Here is a 15560-nt window from a genome sequence, read left to right as displayed (position 1 = left end):
TAAAAGTGGATTTATTTCTAACAGGGGGAGAGGCTAACGCCGGAATTTGTAGCTCAGCTGTAGATTCCGGCGTTAGGCTTATCAGGGAATTATTCTGAAACGGAACGACCTAGGTACAGAGAAACACCTAGAGACACGCTGCTTAAGCCCAGGTTAGCATTGAAGGAGCTTGTTTTAGTTGAGCTGTCTGAGCCCTCCGGTTCTGATTTCATCATGGTATAGCCAATATTGCCCATGGTGAGTTCTAAGCCAAGCGTATTGGTAGGGAAGAAGACGAACCCGGGAGCGAGGCTTACTCCCCCTCCTTTATTAGAGTAAGTTGAAAAAGTTACGTTGGGTGTGTCTTCATATTCAGATTTGCCAGAACTGTAATAGGCGTTGGCTTGACCAAAGAAAGCTGCCTTGTTTCCTACCGGCTGATACAGGCGTACAAAAGGACCTACATTGAAAGTTTTGGTCTCATAGTCTATTTGAACATATGCAGTATTATAGCCATTGCCGTTGTAGATGGGAAGGTTAATAAGTTGAGGAGTTGATCTGGATTCATAGCCTGCTGATACTCCTATCGCAAATCTTGGGCTCACAAAGAAACCTACTTTCGGGTTCAAGGAGAAGGTGCTGTTTTTGGAATCAAAATTCGTATCTCCATTTTCTGTTTTAGAGGAAGAATAACTGACAGCCCCGGTGATAAGGGTCTTCCCAAAATCTTGTGCATGGGACAAGGTAGCGCTGCCTAGGAGAGCAGCAATGATGAATAGCTTTTTCACTTAAATGAAGTATTAGGTATAGATTAAATAATGAATAGTGTCTGTAATTGAATTGTAGAGCAATATAGTGAAATAAGGCCCATAAAAGCGATGTTCCTTTTTCATTGTGCTGCCGAGACGCTACTGCACAATAGTGGCATTGGGGGCTGGGAATAAACTTCTTATTTCCTGTTTTCAGAAAAGTGCTTCTACGGGGAGGCATCTAAAAAAAAGAAAGACCAGCCCGTAATGGCTGGTCTTTTCGTTGTTTGGCTTGCACCGGGTATATTATATATCAATCCCCATATAGGGGTACAGTTTATTAGCTGCGGGTATTCATGATCCTGAAGGCTTCTGCTCTGGTAATTTCCTTTTCCAGCAAGAGCAAGTTGTTTGCATTAATGATTAAAAGTCTAAACTGGTTTTTCAGGTCATGGTAATAGATGAGCATGGTAAGATCTTCATAACCGCGTTTGAAAATCTTTCTAGCCTTCGTCTTTAAATTGTACAGCTCTATTTTTATCTTTTTAAGCTTTTCCATCATGGCACCAACCTTCTCTCTGTAAAGAGTTTATGAGTAGTTATACTAATAAAAAGAAATAGGGGTTACGGTATATATGGGAGAAAGAAATTGTATTATATATTTTATTGGGTCTGGTATTGCTTTGTAATTAGCTAGACTGTTGGGTATTGAATGAGGTGGTGGTACCTGTTTATAGTGTTTTGCTTAGGTGTCTTCTTGTTTTAGATGGTACCTGAACCATAGCAACAGGGCAGAGGAGAGGTGTAAGGAGAAAACATGCTTTACAGAGAAGGCTTCTGAGGGAAAAGCTTAGAAATGTATAAAGTAGACTCCTGTAGAAAGATTTGTCTCTAGCTTTGATTTTATATTCCATCAGATTCTAATAATTCTTAGAAGCTCCATTCCCTGATGAACTGGAGCGGGCTGATAAAGCAAAAAGCCCAGGCAAGGGCGATGTGAAGAGCCAGTGCCTGGGCAGGTAATGAAGCAAAATCAGTTAATTGTCTGAAAAAGTATAACCACAGAAGTTATAGATTTCAGCCAGTGGGGCTACTGGTGGCAGCGTTTGCTGTAGCACCAGTGGGGGGTTATTGGCCGATACAAAACCCCATCGGTTGCGGTTGCAATAGTGCAACTCTTCTGGTAATTCCAGTTTACGGTGTTGTTTCATGAATATACCTCCTGCTATTAAAAATAAGAAATAACGCAGGCTTGGTTTTGCCTATGCGTTGCTGTTCAAAATGCTTCTTAAACTCCAAGCACTATGGTACCTTTGCTTCCTGCCTGGTGTACAGGTATTAGCTAATAGAATGAAAACAAAAACAGGACGGATTTTAGCAGTAATCGTGATTGCGCTGGTGACACTGCTGCATGCATCCTCTCATGAATATGTGTCGGCGGCGGCTTGGTGCAGTTTAGGGCTTGCCATAGCCCTGTCAGGTAAAAAGCCCGATGAAGGGCAGAAAAGACCTAAAACTCTCCGGCAGTACGCTACGTTGCTGTTCATCATATTCGCTTTGGGCTTGTTCAGTTTCCAGTTATACCGTGACTTGACAGACAAAGGAGCCAGTAGAATTCCTACTACCACTCCGGTGCATGAGTAACTGGTTGAACTAGCCCAAATAACGTGCCAGAAACAGAGGCTAAATATGTTTGGTAAGATCTCTGATTCTGCTGCGCAACTGGTCTAAATGGGTTTGCTGTTGCTTCTGCTTTTCAATTTCCTCCAGTTGGTGCAGCAGTGCCTGCATTTCGGCCAGGTATTCTGCGCGGTCTTTCTTCAGACCCACCGGTTGCGCATTCTCTCCTTCTTTGCCTTCAACCTTGAACACATTGCCTTCCCCATAGATCACCCAGCGGGAGTTGAGATCCGGGAGTTCCTTTAGCAGAGCTACTAAGTCATCCATGCAATAGTCCTCTCCTTGCAAAATGCAGCCCACAGTTTCTGGAGGGGTCTTGGTAAGCATACTAAGCTGGTACACATCCAACTCCTTTATGCGCATGTAGAAGTTGAGCCGGGCGCTGGTCTGCTGAAGGTTAATGGCCATACTATCAGTGTGTTAAATTGTAAATAAGTGGGTGCATACGGATCTTTATACAACAAGGAGAACGCCGTACGAGGAGCGATGTCAATCCTCTGCTTCATACGCAAGTTGTGGCGCGCGCGTTGAACAGGCTAAACCCAATACGCTACTAAAAATGTGACGCAAAAGGCAACTCTTTCTTTTCTAAGAAAATATTGTAGGCTTATGGAATTAGCTTGATAAAATAATGTTAAAAATAGAATTGGTATAGTTTTATTATATTTGCCTGACAGATAAACAAGATCAGTTGTTTAATCCCCGTACAAAGACTTTATGAAGACCCAGTTTGAGCCGTTGGAAGTGATCATGTTGGTAGATGATGATGATACCACCAATTTTGTGAATAAGCGCTTGCTGTTGAAATTAGGAGTAGCAAAAGAAATCATCATCAAGAAAAACGGAGCAGAGGCGTTAGAATATCTGCAAACTTCCGCTCAAAATGGAACTGCTTTCCCAGACTTAATTTTCCTGGATATTAAGATGCCGGTGATGGATGGATTCAGCTTCTTGGATGAATATCATAACCAGAATCTGGCGCATAACCGAAGCATGATCATCTTAATGCTTACCTCTTCGGCCAGCTTCTATGATTTAGAACGCTTAAAAGGCTACAGCTCCGTAAAAAAACACTTTTCCAAAGCTTTAACCGACAGTGACGTAAAAGAAATCATGTCTGACTATTACCAGCGAAGCTAGCTATCTACATTTAACATAAACAGAAAAGGCGCCATGTGAACACATGGCGCCTTTTCTGTTTATATAGTAATTAGGCTTTCAAAGGTGGAGCCAGAACGGTGTCTAGAGGCCAGGTGAAGTGCATGGCTGTTCCCCTTCCTTCAGACTTTACCCACACACGGCCACCTTTCTCTTGTATGATCTTACGCACAATAGCCAAACCTATGCCCGTGCTGTCTGGGTGGTTCACATCACTGGTGGTTTCAAATAGCTCAAAGATTTTTTCCTGCTCTTCGGCCGGTATGCCCGGCCCGTCATCTTCCACCACAAACTCCCAATGCTCCGGCGTCTCAAAAGCTTTCACCCAGATATTGCCGGTTGGTTGATCATGGTACTTTACCGCATTGCTCAGAAGGTTGCTGAAAATCTGCTGCAGGTAAATTTCCTCTGCTTCCAGTATAGGAAGATTATTGGGGACATGCAGTTGATAGCCCGTGGGAATGGTAAGGGTAGTGATGACATTGTACACCAGTTGCCCAATAGAAACCCGTTTCTTCTGTATCTGTTGGCGGCCTGTTAGGGAGTACGCCAACACATCTCTAATCAGGTATTCCATGCGCTTAATCTGCATCTGGATCATGGGCAGTACGGCTTGAGCCTCCTGCTGACTTCCTTCCTCCAAGAAATCAGTGACGGCATCTGTAAGGCCCATGATGTTTTGCAGTGGCGCTTTCAGGTCATGGGTGACCGTGTGGGCAAACTCATCTAGCGTGGTGTTAACCTTCTCCAGCTGTAAGTTCTTGACCTCGCGTTCCTGCAACAGCGCATTGATTTCCTGGTTAGAAGCTTGCAGTTCCTGGTTCAGGTGCTGAATTTCCTGTAGTTGGTATTCTGTCTCAATCGTGCGCACCCGCAGTTGCTCCAACAGCTCAATGAGCTGCATGTTCTGCCGTTTTATCTCAGCGTAAGGTGAAATCTCAGATTCAAAATTGAAGAAGTCTGACCAACCCTGTATAATGGCCTTGTTAATGGGTGGGTGGTTGGCCGGAATCCTTTTCTGTAGCCGTACCCGCGTACCTTTCTCAAACCCGCTTTCCAGCTGGAAATGGTCTACTAACTTGCGGGAGCTGTAAATGCCCTGTCCTTTGTTTCCAGTGGGGATATATTTTCTATCCAGTAGTTCCTCTACGTTAGGGATGCCCCTGCCTCTGTCTGTCACATAGGCCTCCAGCAGCAATGTTCCCCTGTTTTCTACCATACTAAACCTAATGGTTCCCTCGCCTACATGCTCCAGCACGTTACGGCAAATCTCAGAAACTGCCGTCGCAAATTTAGTCTGCGAGGCGATGGGCAAGCCCGAAAACTCTGAAAGTTGCATGGCTCGTTTGTAAGCCAATACTACGTCCAGTTCGTTCTGTAGCTTTATGGTAGTGATGGGTTGATCCATAGAACTAATTGGTAGCCCGCACTACCACCACCAACGTGTCATCTGTGGTGCGGGTGTTGTCTTTATAGAGTACTGACGCTATCAACGTAGGATCATGCCTTGTCAGTTCCGGATATTTGTGCAAATCCCATCTGCTTTTAAGGCCATCTGAGTGCAGTACCATAAGGTTACCGTATTGCCAAGGGTGGTTCTGGTGATGGATAGTGGAAGGAATACTCATGCCCAAGGTGCCATTGTAGGAGAGCAGATTCTTGGGCCGGTCAGGGAAAAACAGGCGTCCGCCAATGTTGCCTATGCCGCAGAACTGGAGCGTGCCGGTTTCGGCGCTCCAAAGAGCCAATGCTCCTACCGCTCCCCTGGTTTTCTTAATGGCCGCATGTACCCCGCGCAGCATATCTGATGGCGTTTGTTTAGGTAATTGGTAAAAGGTCTTCAGGGCTTCATTGGAGGCTTGATGGGCAAATGGGCCATGCCCTAAACCATCTAAAATAAGTAGATGGCCTCCTTCAAGAGTAGGGCGGAAGCCCCACCCATCACCACTAACCTGTTCACCGGGCTTGGGTACCAACACAGCGCCCATCTGAAATTTATACTTGTTGGGAGCAGCTTTTTTGGGAGCCTGTCCTTTTTTATAAATACGCGAAAGAATTACAGTGCCTACTCCGCGCTGGGAGTACAGGTCAAAAAAGTCTGACTGCCTCTTAATGGCTCCAAGCCCTTGGCCCATGCTGCCAAAGGTAGAAACCCCGTCTTCCATCATGCGCTGTGGATCACTCATGCCTGGTCCATTGTCAAGGCAAAGAAGTTCCAGCCCACAGGTGAGGCCGTTTTCCTGGCAGATAGGTTTCACCAACAGCTCGCCGCCCTGCGTGTCTGTATGTTTGAGTAAGTTGGTAGCCATTTCGGTTATTACCAAATTTACTCGGCCAGCTTCAGTCTCCGTAAAACCGGCAGTTTCAGCAATCTTACCTATGTCTCGCCTAACTATGTTTAAGAAGCTGCGGTCTGGAAGCGAAAAATGCTGATGTGCATTAAAATTAAAGTCCATTTTTCCACCGGATAATTATGACTGTGGTTCCTTTGCCGGGTTCACTTTTGATGTCAAATTCATTCACGAGCCGTTTGGCTCCCGGCAATCCAAGTCCTAAACTTTTTCCAGTAGAATAACCATCTTTCATGGCTAAGGTTACATCCGCAATGCCTGGTCCTTCATCTGCAAATGTGAGACGTACCCCCGGAATGCTGCTTTTGCTTACAACCTCTAGGTAAGTAATGCCGCCGCCGCCGTAGCGCAGCATGTTCCGTACTAATTCGCTGGCGGCGGTGATGAGCTTGGTTTGGTTTACCAGGCTCATCCCAATTTTGGTGGCTAGTTCTTTGATGCGGTTACGGAACAGGACTACGTCCTGCTCTCTCTGTATGGGAAGCTTCTCTTTAGATAAAACTATCATAGAGTCCCTCCTCATCAGTGTCTAGGTTGCCTATCTTAGTTCGCAGCAGTTCCATGCCCTGTTCTACGTCTAAGGCTGTATGCACACCAGAAAGGGTAAGGCCCAGTTCTACCAATGTAATCGCTACCGCAGGTTGCATGCCTACCACTACCGTGGCGGCGTCCATAATTTTAGACATAGAGGCAATGTTGCCCAAGATGCGGCCCATGAAGGAGTCTACAATGCTTACGGCAGAAATATCAATGAGAACGCCTTTGGCTTCGGTCTTGCTCACCATGTTGATGAGGTCGTTCTCCAGGGTAAGGGCCAGCCGGTCGTACAGGTCTACCTGTATGGTCACCAGCAGAAAAGGCCCCATTTTAAGAATAGGAATTCTTTCCATAGCCGTGCGTGATTAAAAGCCTAAGTTTTGTTTTGCCCCACGCGTAACCTGAATGTTCAGCATGGAGAAGGCCATCTTAAGTGCGCTGGCTAAAGACGCTTTGGTATAGATGTTGGTGAGGTCAATGCCTAAATGCACAATGGTTTGGGCAATTTCTGCTCTTATACCGCTAATGATGCACTCAGCCCCCATAAGGCGGGCGGCACTTACGGTTTTAATGAGGTGCTGGGCTACCAGGGAGTCTACGGTGGGTACACCGGAAATATCCAGAATGGCAATACGGCTGCTGGTGGCTACAATCTCTTCCAGCAGGGCTTCCATCACTACCTGGGTGCGGGCGCTGTCTAAGGTGCCAATGATGGGGAGAGCCAAGATACCGTCCCATACTCTAATTACGGGAGTAGAGATTTCACTCATCTCATTAGACTGGCGCAGAATTACCTCTTCACGGCCTTTGATATAAGTCTCCATGGTAGTCATGCCCAGGCTGTCCATGATGTTGTTGATAGACAGAATCTCCCTTGACAGCTTAGAAGGGTCAAGCGCTGGGTTCTGCTCCAGTTGCTGACCTAGTACCTGTTTCAGGCTTAGGATATACATGTTTGTTTCACGTGGAGAAAACCCTTGGCGGGCCCGTGAAATGGAAATCTCATTTAAAATATCTATGAGGGTCTCATACCCGGCAGAGTCTGTGTTTTCGGCTTCCGGAGTTCCAAACGCGTTCAGGAGGGCGGTCAGGAATTCCTCAGACTGCTGCTGTAACTCAGCCACGCTCATCAGATCGTCCCGCAGGGCGGCGTCCTTTACCTGGTTGTCCATCCATTTCTCTAAAATCTGTTTTCTCTTTCCTTTCAGGTACGTGGCGGTATCTTTGTTCATAAGGGGTAGTTTTCTAAGTATAGGAATAGCTATTCCGTTTGGGCCTTTTTTACAGAAAATAGCCTCTAAACGTAAAATTGAGGCCTAAGGGTAAAATTAGAAAATAAAGCGACCAAACTGAATCTTTCTGCTCAATTTTAGCATGTGAGGGCTGGGCAGGATAGAAACAAAAAATCCTGCCGGGTTGGCCGGGCAGGATTCTTTAAATAGCGTTTTCCGTTTAGGGGCCGTTTTTGAAAAAACGGCCCCTAAACGGAAAACGGAAGATGGTTTTTCTATTCAGTTTTAAGGGCTTTCACGGGGTTGGAGAAAGCGGCCCGCAGTGCCTGTACACTCACCGTAGTCAAAGCAATAATGAGGGTAAGGACGCAGGCCGCCAGAAACACCCAATACCCAATATTAATGCGGTAAGTGAAATCCTGAAGCCATTGTTCCATGAAGTAGTAGGAGATGGGCCCGGCAATGACAAAGGCAATGAGCACCAGCTGGGCAAAGTCTTTGCAGAACAAGCCCACAATGCTGGCCGAGGAAGCCCCCAGCACTTTGCGTACCCCCACTTCTTTGGTGCGCTGGGCCACCATGAAAGCCACCAGTCCATATAGCCCCAGACAACCAATTAAAATGGCGATCACCGAGAAAACTTTGAACAGGTAGGCCTGCCGCTGCTCTCCTTCATAAAAACGGGCAATGGAGTCGTCAAAAAATTCATAGTGGAAGACATCGTCTGGGTAGGCGCTCTGGTAGACATTCTGCAGGTGAGTCAAGGCCGCCTTCGTGTTTTTCTGCTCCAGTTTCACATTCAGGAACAAATAGATGTCCGTGAAGGTAGACATGACTACCGGCTGAATCTTATCACGCAAGGAAGTCAGGTGAAAGTCTTTTACAACTCCTACAATCTTGCCTTGGTTCTGATTGCCATTAATCACCAGGTCTTTGCCAACGGCGGCCTGCGGATTTGTCTCGCCCACTTGCCTCAGGAAAGTCTCATTGACCAGGAACTCCCGCATGGTGTCGCTTTTCTCGTACATGCGGCCGGCCAGTAACGGAATATTGAACGTTTTCAGGTAATGTTCATCGGCCATTTTCATGTTCACGCTGAAGTTGCGTTCCACAGAGAATTCATCGTACCGGAAAGACGTATTCATGTCAATGTTGGCAGATGGCGGGGCGATGGCAAAAGAGGTAGCCTTGATGGCCGGATGAGCTTCTAACTGCGGCCGAAGGACCATCAGATCTTTGGCTTTGCCTGCCGGAAGGGGTATGTTCACAATCGCTTCCTTGTCAAAGCCTAAAGAAGCCGACCGGAAATACTCCATCTGGTTGTGCACAATGATGGTGCAGATGATGAGCACCTGGCAGACGGTGAACTGCAGCACTACCAGCGTGCGGCGCAAGGACAAACCCGCCGCCCGGGCGGTAGCAGTTTTGCTTTTTAGGGCAGAGATGGGCTGGAACCCCGAGATGACCAGGGCCGGATAGAACCCCGCAAAGAAAGTAACCGCCACCAGTAGCACCACCAGGAAAAGCAGCAGCAGCGGATCATGCAGAATGGAAAACGCGAGCTGTAGTTCCAGCAAGTTGCTCAATGGCGGGAGCAGCAGCTCGGTTAACACCACTGACAGCGAAAGCGCCGTGAGGGTTATCATCCCGGTCTCCAACAGGAACTGGGTCATAAGCTGCGGTTTGCTGGCCCCCAATACTTTGCGCATGCCCACTTCTTTGGCCCGCCGCAAGGCCTGAGCCGTGGCCAAGTTCACAAAATTGATGGAGGCGACCAGCACCAGGAACATCCCAATGAGGGCCATCGCCCAGAGCGTGGTTTTGCTAATGGTGCGACCTTTGAAATTTCCGTACCGTTCATCAAAGTGTACCTGGGTGAGCGGCTGAAACGTGTACCGCTCCTGCTCGCCGGGAGAACGTGGTCGGTATTTCGCGGCCACCTCATTCAACCGGTCCTCGGCTTGTTTCAGGTTCGCTCCCGGAGATAAGGCAAAGTAGATCTGCTGATTGCTGTAGGTACTGTTCCAGGAATCATTGGCAAAGGTGTTGATCTTCCTGGAGGACTCGTAGTCAACGAGCATCTGGTATGGCAAATCTGTATTCTCGGGCGCGTCTGGAATCACGCCGGTTACTTTCAGGTTTACCTGGTTGTTCATGCGCAGCACCCGTCCCACGGGGTTCTCACCGGGGAAGTATTTGTCAGCGATGGTTTGGGTCAGCAGTACCGTGTTTAGGTCTTTGAGCGCCTGCTTCCCGTTTACGCCGTCTGTAGGAAAATCAAACAAGTCAAAGAACTCCGGCTCCACAAACAAGACGTTCTTTTCTTCTCTGAACTTCCTGGGAGCCTCTTTGTCATTGAGAGACAACACCATGAACGTACCGCCTTCTTCATTGAATAAGTGCGTGGCGGGGGTGAGTTCTGGCAGAGAAGCTTTCAGGAGAGCCAGCATGGGAAACGGGGTTCCGGCATTGTTTTCAGGGCCGTGTGCCGAGATCTTGTCTACGTTGATGCGGTAGATACGGTCTGCCTTGCCATGGAACGTGTCATAGCTGAGCTCATGCCGTATCACCAGAAACAGCAGCAGGCTACAGGTAATGCCTAGGGCCAAGCCTACCACGTTGAGGGTAGTGTAGGCCAAATTGCGGCGCAAGGTGCGCACCGCCACCAGAAAGTAGTTTTTGAACATGGCGCTGGCGTTATAAAATGGCTAATTCTTTCACGTTCTCAGAGATGACCTGCCCGTCAAACAGGTTGACCACGCGGTGGGCGTAGTCAGCGTCTGAGGGGGAGTGGGTCACCATAATGATGGTGGTGCCCTGCTCATTGAGGCTGCTCAGCAACTGCATCACCTCCTGGCCGTGCGCTGAGTCCAGGTTTCCGGTTGGTTCATCTGCCAGGAGCAGCTTGGGTTTGGATACCACGGCCCGGGCAATGGCTACCCGTTGCTGCTGCCCCCCAGATAGTTGCTGTGGAAAATGGTTGCGGCGGTGGGCTATCTGCATCTGCTCCAGTGCTTGTTCTACGCGTTGTTTCCGTTCAGTGGCGCCTACTTTCAGGTAAATGAGCGGCAGTTCTACGTTCTCATACACCGTTAGCTCGTCAATGAGGTTGAAGCTCTGGAACACGAAGCCCAGGTGCTCTTTGCGCAGGTTGGCCCGCTGGCGCTCGCTGTGCCTGGAAATTTCCTGGTCCAGAAAATAGAACTCGCCGCCGCTGGGGTTGTCCAACAGGCCAATAATATTCAGCAGAGTAGATTTGCCGCAGCCCGAGGGACCCATGATAGCTAAGAACTCGCCTTGGCGTACGTGTAAGTTTACATTGGCTAAGGCGGTGGTTTCCACTTCATCTGTGGTATATTTCTTCTGGAGATTAATGGTCTTTAACATATCTTTTTGATTGTTTATTGCTGGTTGTTGATTGTTTTTGCTCTTGCTGAATGTCCCCCTTTGAAGGGGGTAGGGGGATGATTGCTCTTGCTGATCAGGCATTCCCGAGAATCATCTTTTTATCTTCTATTGCTAGTGCTTTCAGGTTCTTCTACCGCCTTGATCATCCCCCTACCCCCTTCAAAGGGGGACGGAATGTGTGCTCAACTCAGGACTTAGAACTCAGGACTCAGAACTGGAGCTGAAGCGTTTAGAGCCTCTTTTTCAGAAAACAGCCCCTAAACGCCTTACTTCAGTTCCAGCCTTTCTTTGTTATGGAAGGCGTCATAGGAAGAGACAATAACCTGCTCGCCGGGTTTCAGGCCCTCCAGTACTTCATAATACTCAGGGTTCTGGCGGCCCAGCTTTATCATTCTCTTGGTCGCGGTTTTGCTTGTTTCATCCAGTACATAGGCCCAGGCGCCGCCGGTGCTTTGGTAGAAACCTCCCCTGGGCAGCAGAACCGCCGGGGCCGGATCAGAGAGCTGCAGCCTGATCTGCAGGGTTTGGCCGCGCCGGATGCTTTCAGGTAGGTTGCCGGTAAACTTCATGTCTATCGGGAAGCGGCCGTTGGTCACCTCTGAGTACACCAGGGAGATTTCCAGCGGGTACGTTGCGCCGTTGTATTGAAAGCTACCCTGTTGCCCGGCAAACACCCGGCTTACGTAATGTTGGTCCAGCTCGGCTTTCACTTTAAAGCCGCTCAGGTCATCTATCTGGCCAATCACCTGACCGGCCTGCACGGGGGCGCCCAGTTCTACCTGAATAGAAGAGAGCTGTCCCGAGATGGGGGCTTTAATATAAAGGTTTTTGAGGTTGTCTTCCATCATCTGGAGGTTGCGGCTGGTGCGGGCAATGGTAGTTTCCAGCTGCGCAATCTGCTGCCGGGCATTGCTCTCCTCAAATTTCTGAGACTCCAGCTCAATGGCCCGCTCGGCTTTCAGGCGCTCATACTCCCGCCTGAAGTTGAAGAACTCCTGCTGCGAAACCGCTTTGGCTTCATACAGCGCAATATTGCGTTCGTACACGTCTTTGGCTGCGTCTACCTGTGCGTCTAGGGTGGCCAATTTACGGCGGAGGTTGAATTTGTTCTGTTGCAGGCTCAGCTTGGAGTTCTGGAGGTTGTTGATGAGGTCATTCATGAGCGTTTCCTGGTTCATGAAGTCCAGCACCAGCCGGTTGTTGGTCAGCTTGAGGATGGGGTCGCCTTGCTTTACCGGTTTGCCGCCCTCCAGGTATTTCTGATCCACGGTACCGCCTTCCACCGCCGGGATCATGATGGTCTTGATGGGGTGCACCGTTCCGTCTACCGGTATGAATTCCTCAAAAGAGCCTTGGCTCACGGTGGCCATAGTCAGCTTCTGGCTTTCCACGTTCAGGTTAGAGCTGCTGTCGGCAAAGGCGATGAAATACGTGAGCAGACCCAGTAGCGCCACGGCCGCGGTATAGGCAGCTATTTTGGGCAGAGGCCAGCGTTTTTTCTCAATGATGCGGTCCATGGAAGTGAGGCTTTATGCTTTTCCCTATGCCAATTGCCGTGCCACCTTATCAAGTGGTTGATTTTCAATGCATACTAGGTAGACTTGCTGAGAAGTGTGCGCCAGCGGACATTTTTTTGTCCGGACCTGAACACATATTGGCCAGAAAGCCACGGGAAGAACGCGCACGTTTAGGGCCTGTTTTCAGAAAAAGAGCCGCTAAACGCAAGCCATCTTTGTTAACAGTGGTGACCATCTCTTTTCCATGAAAAAAATAGCTGAACTTTTGTGACCAAATATATGTATATACAATAAATGTACATACATTTGTAATGTCTTCGGCAAAGACGAAGAAGGTATTTAACTACACTGTATAATAGAAAGAGACTATGGCAACGATCAAATGGGCAGTAGACCCAATGCACAGCGAAGTTCAGTTCAAGGTGAAGCACCTCATGATTACCACCGTGACCGGCTATTTCCAGAATTTCCAGGTGGAGGCGGAGACTTCAGATGATCAGTTCTCCAGCGCCAGCAAAGTGGTTTTCACCGCCGATGTCAACTCCATCAACACCAACAACGAGCAACGCGACACGCACTTGAAGTCCCCGGATTTCTTTGATGCCGAGCAGCACCAGCAGGTTAGGTTTGTGGCTTCGCATTATGACAACGTAGGGCAGGGAGAATTACAAGCCGATGATTATGAACTGCACGGCGAGCTTACCATCAGGGGCATCACCAAACCGGTCACTCTTAAAGTGGAGTTTGGCGGTATTGTGGTAGATCCTTACGGGCAGACCAAAGCCGGTTTTACGGTAACCGGTAAAATCAGCCGCAAAGAGTTTGGGTTAACCTGGAGCGCAGTCACGGAGGCCGGAAGCGTGGTGGTAAGCGATGAGATAAAACTGCACGCAGAAATCCAGTTGGTGAAGCAGGGGTAACCTACCGCAGGCGGGAAAAGCGTTTAGCGGCTCTTTTTCCAAAAAGAAGGCTAAACCAGCACCTTCCAAGTTAGCGCAGGCTTCCTGTCTGAATTGTGCGTCGTTTATAAAAAGGCACTGAGGCCAGTAGCTAGGTGCCGATGGGGCAGTGGCATTTGGCAGATTGATTACCGGTCACTTGCACAGCCCCGCAAGCGTACTACTTATAAAGAGTATCCATCCATCATTAACTTCTACTGTTATGGACAATAAAATACTAGGCCTGCACCACATTACGGCAATTGCTGGTATGGCCAAAAAGAACGTAGATTTCTATACCAAGGTTCTGGGGCTTCGTCTGCTCAAGAAAACCGTGAACTTTGATGACCCCGGTACTTACCACTTCTACTACGGAGATGAGAAGGGCAGTGCGGGTACCATTCTCACGTTCTTTCCCTATGAAGGAGCCAGAAGAGGCAGTGCCGGTACCGGTATGGCCACTAACATTGGCTATTCGGTGCCCGAAGGCAGTTTTGATTTCTGGATAGACCGCTTTGAGAAACACAACGTCATCTACAATAAGCCTTCAGAGAAGTTTGGGGAGCAATATCTTGCGTTTCTGGACCCCGAAGGCTTAAAGCTGGAGTTGGTAATCCCAAAAGTGCAGGACAACCGCACGCCCTGGCAAACCGAGGAAGTCAATGCCAGTGTCGCGACCAGAGGCTTCCACAGTGTAACCCTAACCCTGCGGGACGTCAAAGCCACCGCCGCCATTTTAACCGACATCTTTGGCTACACGCTATTGGAGAAGAGCGGTAACCGGTATAGGTATAGCACAGACGCAGTAGAACACGCAGCCATTATAGATTTAGTGGAACTGCCTAATGAGGCGCGTGGAATAGGTGGGGCCGGTACCAATCACCACATTGCCTTCCGGGTGAAAGACGAAGCTACTCTAATGGATTTCCGCCGGAAAATAGCCAGCGCCGGGCATGGCATCACAGAAAAGATAGACCGAAACTACTTTTACTCTCTGTACTTCCGGGAGCCGGGCGGCGTGTTATTTGAAATTGCCACAGATAATCCGGGCTTCGGGATAGATGAAGAATGGGATAAATTAGGCGCCAGTCTTTTGCTGCCGCCGCAGTATGAATCCCGCAGAGCCCAGATTGAAGCCGTGTTGCCTAAGCTGGATTAACTCCAAGGCAGTGAGCTGCCTGTTTTACACTACACACTATATTATATATGTATACCCACCAAAGCAACGTGATAACCCAAGGCAAATCATTGGCCGAGACAGGGAAAGCGTTAATCATGATCCATGGTAGGGGCGCTACCGCCGAAAGTATTCTTTCGCTCGCTGATTATCTGCCGGTGAAAGATTTCACGCTCTTTGCTCCACAGGCTACCAACCATAGCTGGTACCCCTATAGTTTTATGGCACCGGTTGCCCAAAATCAACCAGCACTAGCCCTAGCGCTAGAGCAGCTAGATGAGTTAGTGAAGAATATCAAGACACAGGGCGTCGCTAGTGAGAACATCTATCTATTAGGTTTCTCCCAAGGCGCCTGTCTCACGGTAGAGTTTGCCGCCCGGCATGCCCAGAAATTTGGGGGGCTGTTCATCTTCACTGGGGGCTTGATAGGCCAAACTCTCCTTGATGCTAATTACCAAGGTGGGTTTGAGGGGACGCCGGTATTAATTACCACAGGAGATCCAGATATGCACGTGCCTGTGAAGCGGGTAGAGGAGACGGTTAAACAATTAGAGTCACAAGGAGCGCTTGTAACTAAGAAGATTTACCAGGGACGTCCGCATACCATTACTCAGGAGGAAATAGAGCTGGCATGTGAAATCTTTGAGCAAGTCTCTTCAGCTGATAAGCGATAGCAGTTGTAGTCTGAGCGAATCTGCGCCGGATAGGTTCATAGCCGGTCTCCCTCGGGCGGGGTACCCGCAGGGAAGGTGAAAAATATTTCCCTTCCGGGAACTCGCTGGTTCTGAAGGCGGTTACGCACAAGGCCGCGCCTGCGGTCCCCCGGATTCTTAC

At 48.7% G+C, this 15560-nt stretch carries 16 protein-coding genes; 5 read left to right on the top strand and 11 right to left on the bottom strand.

Annotated elements, in window-relative coordinates; translation table 11 throughout:
* Positions 1-89: 89 nt before the first annotated feature.
* Positions 90-767 carry an outer membrane beta-barrel protein gene (locus tag EFA69_RS02510; protein ID WP_123131519.1) on the bottom strand — a complete coding sequence of 226 codons (678 nt, stop codon included), beginning with the start codon at positions 765-767 and terminating at the stop codon, positions 90-92.
* Between the two features lie 301 nt (positions 768-1068).
* Positions 1069-1290 (bottom strand): hypothetical protein, encoded by a 222-nt coding sequence (locus EFA69_RS02505; protein WP_245964474.1) that lies wholly within the window; start codon positions 1288-1290, stop codon positions 1069-1071.
* Between the two features lie 788 nt (positions 1291-2078).
* Here EFA69_RS02505 and EFA69_RS02500 point away from each other — a divergent pair.
* Positions 2079-2372, top strand: coding sequence for a hypothetical protein (locus tag EFA69_RS02500; RefSeq protein WP_148041233.1), 294 nt, complete (start codon positions 2079-2081; stop codon positions 2370-2372).
* Between the two features lie 39 nt (positions 2373-2411).
* On the opposite strand, the gene EFA69_RS02495 is transcribed toward EFA69_RS02500, so the two are convergent.
* Positions 2412-2816, bottom strand: a complete 405-nt coding sequence (locus EFA69_RS02495) for a hypothetical protein (protein WP_123131517.1) — start codon at positions 2814-2816, stop codon at positions 2412-2414.
* Positions 2817-3125: 309 nt separating this feature from the next.
* Here EFA69_RS02495 and EFA69_RS02490 point away from each other — a divergent pair, with 309 nt between their 5' ends.
* Complete coding sequence (locus tag EFA69_RS02490; protein ID WP_123131516.1) at positions 3126-3548, top strand: response regulator; 423 nt, start codon at positions 3126-3128, stop codon at positions 3546-3548.
* 70 nt (positions 3549-3618) lie between these two features.
* Here EFA69_RS02490 and EFA69_RS02485 read toward each other — a convergent pair whose 3' ends face one another.
* The 8 genes from EFA69_RS02485 to EFA69_RS02450 form a co-directional block, all read right to left on the bottom strand.
* Entirely contained in the window at positions 3619-4974 is a 1356-nt protein-coding gene (locus EFA69_RS02485) for a sensor histidine kinase (protein WP_123131515.1), read from the bottom strand.
* 4 nt (positions 4975-4978) lie between these two features.
* On the bottom strand, positions 4979-6022 hold the full coding sequence (locus EFA69_RS02480) for an ATP-binding protein (RefSeq protein WP_123131514.1): 1044 nt from the start codon (positions 6020-6022) through the stop codon (positions 4979-4981).
* Entirely contained in the window at positions 6012-6425 is a 414-nt protein-coding gene (locus EFA69_RS02475; RefSeq protein ID WP_123131513.1) for an anti-sigma regulatory factor, read from the bottom strand. The genes EFA69_RS02480 and EFA69_RS02475 overlap by 11 nt, the downstream gene beginning before the upstream one ends.
* Entirely contained in the window at positions 6409-6807 is a 399-nt protein-coding gene (locus EFA69_RS02470; protein WP_123131512.1) for an STAS domain-containing protein, read from the bottom strand. Before EFA69_RS02470 ends, EFA69_RS02475 begins: the two co-directional genes overlap by 17 nt.
* A gap of 12 nt (positions 6808-6819) precedes the next feature.
* A complete protein-coding gene (locus EFA69_RS02465) occupies positions 6820-7686 on the bottom strand; it encodes an STAS domain-containing protein (RefSeq protein ID WP_123131511.1) in 867 nt (288 codons plus the stop codon).
* 275 nt (positions 7687-7961) lie between these two features.
* The gene (locus EFA69_RS02460) at positions 7962-10373 is read right to left on the bottom strand and encodes an ABC transporter permease (RefSeq protein ID WP_123131510.1); all 2412 of its coding nucleotides are present in this window, start codon (positions 10371-10373) and stop codon (positions 7962-7964) included.
* Positions 10374-10383: 10 nt separating this feature from the next.
* Positions 10384-11073 carry an ABC transporter ATP-binding protein gene (locus EFA69_RS02455; protein WP_123131509.1) on the bottom strand — a complete coding sequence of 230 codons (690 nt, stop codon included), beginning with the start codon at positions 11071-11073 and terminating at the stop codon, positions 10384-10386.
* A gap of 287 nt (positions 11074-11360) precedes the next feature.
* Positions 11361-12611, bottom strand: a complete 1251-nt coding sequence (locus tag EFA69_RS02450) for an efflux RND transporter periplasmic adaptor subunit (protein ID WP_123131508.1) — start codon at positions 12609-12611, stop codon at positions 11361-11363.
* 368 nt (positions 12612-12979) lie between these two features.
* Here EFA69_RS02450 and EFA69_RS02445 point away from each other — a divergent pair, with 368 nt between their 5' ends.
* The 3 genes from EFA69_RS02445 to EFA69_RS02435 all read left to right on the top strand — a co-directional run bounded on the left by EFA69_RS02445 (position 12980) and on the right by EFA69_RS02435 (position 15400).
* On the top strand, positions 12980-13531 hold the full coding sequence (locus EFA69_RS02445; protein ID WP_123131507.1) for a YceI family protein: 552 nt from the start codon (positions 12980-12982) through the stop codon (positions 13529-13531).
* 241 nt (positions 13532-13772) lie between these two features.
* Positions 13773-14708: a ring-cleaving dioxygenase gene (locus EFA69_RS02440; protein ID WP_123131506.1), complete on the top strand. Its 936-nt coding sequence runs from the start codon at positions 13773-13775 to the stop codon at positions 14706-14708.
* A 47-nt stretch (positions 14709-14755) separates the two neighbouring features.
* On the top strand, positions 14756-15400 hold the full coding sequence (locus EFA69_RS02435; protein WP_123131505.1) for an alpha/beta hydrolase: 645 nt from the start codon (positions 14756-14758) through the stop codon (positions 15398-15400).
* Positions 15401-15560: the final 160 nt, after the last annotated feature.

It is taken from the genome of Rufibacter immobilis, from assembly GCF_003721565.1.
Lineage (GTDB): Bacteria > Bacteroidota > Bacteroidia > Cytophagales > Hymenobacteraceae > Nibribacter > Nibribacter immobilis.
This window is presented reverse-complemented; position numbering and strand designations above follow the sequence as displayed.

What these genes read in the sequence shown, in the direction of transcription:
- EFA69_RS02505 (WP_245964474.1), bottom strand. Translation starts at nt 1,290, where the DNA reads ATGATGGAAAAGCTTAAAAAGATAAAAATAGAGCTGTACAATTTAAAG.
- EFA69_RS02500 (WP_148041233.1), top strand. Translation starts at nt 2,079, where the DNA reads ATGAAAACAAAAACAGGACGGATTTTAGCAGTAATCGTGATTGCGCTG.
- EFA69_RS02495 (WP_123131517.1), bottom strand. Translation starts at nt 2,816, where the DNA reads ATGGCCATTAACCTTCAGCAGACCAGCGCCCGGCTCAACTTCTACATG.
- EFA69_RS02490 (WP_123131516.1), top strand. Translation starts at nt 3,126, where the DNA reads ATGAAGACCCAGTTTGAGCCGTTGGAAGTGATCATGTTGGTAGATGAT.
- EFA69_RS02485 (WP_123131515.1), bottom strand. Translation starts at nt 4,974, where the DNA reads ATGGATCAACCCATCACTACCATAAAGCTACAGAACGAACTGGACGTA.
- EFA69_RS02480 (WP_123131514.1), bottom strand. Translation starts at nt 6,022, where the DNA reads ATGGACTTTAATTTTAATGCACATCAGCATTTTTCGCTTCCAGACCGC.
- EFA69_RS02475 (WP_123131513.1), bottom strand. Translation starts at nt 6,425, where the DNA reads ATGATAGTTTTATCTAAAGAGAAGCTTCCCATACAGAGAGAGCAGGAC.
- EFA69_RS02470 (WP_123131512.1), bottom strand. Translation starts at nt 6,807, where the DNA reads ATGGAAAGAATTCCTATTCTTAAAATGGGGCCTTTTCTGCTGGTGACC.
- EFA69_RS02465 (WP_123131511.1), bottom strand. Translation starts at nt 7,686, where the DNA reads ATGAACAAAGATACCGCCACGTACCTGAAAGGAAAGAGAAAACAGATT.
- EFA69_RS02460 (WP_123131510.1), bottom strand. Translation starts at nt 10,373, where the DNA reads ATGTTCAAAAACTACTTTCTGGTGGCGGTGCGCACCTTGCGCCGCAAT.
- EFA69_RS02455 (WP_123131509.1), bottom strand. Translation starts at nt 11,073, where the DNA reads ATGTTAAAGACCATTAATCTCCAGAAGAAATATACCACAGATGAAGTG.
- EFA69_RS02450 (WP_123131508.1), bottom strand. Translation starts at nt 12,611, where the DNA reads ATGGACCGCATCATTGAGAAAAAACGCTGGCCTCTGCCCAAAATAGCT.
- EFA69_RS02445 (WP_123131507.1), top strand. Translation starts at nt 12,980, where the DNA reads ATGGCAACGATCAAATGGGCAGTAGACCCAATGCACAGCGAAGTTCAG.
- EFA69_RS02440 (WP_123131506.1), top strand. Translation starts at nt 13,773, where the DNA reads ATGGACAATAAAATACTAGGCCTGCACCACATTACGGCAATTGCTGGT.
- EFA69_RS02435 (WP_123131505.1), top strand. Translation starts at nt 14,756, where the DNA reads ATGTATACCCACCAAAGCAACGTGATAACCCAAGGCAAATCATTGGCC.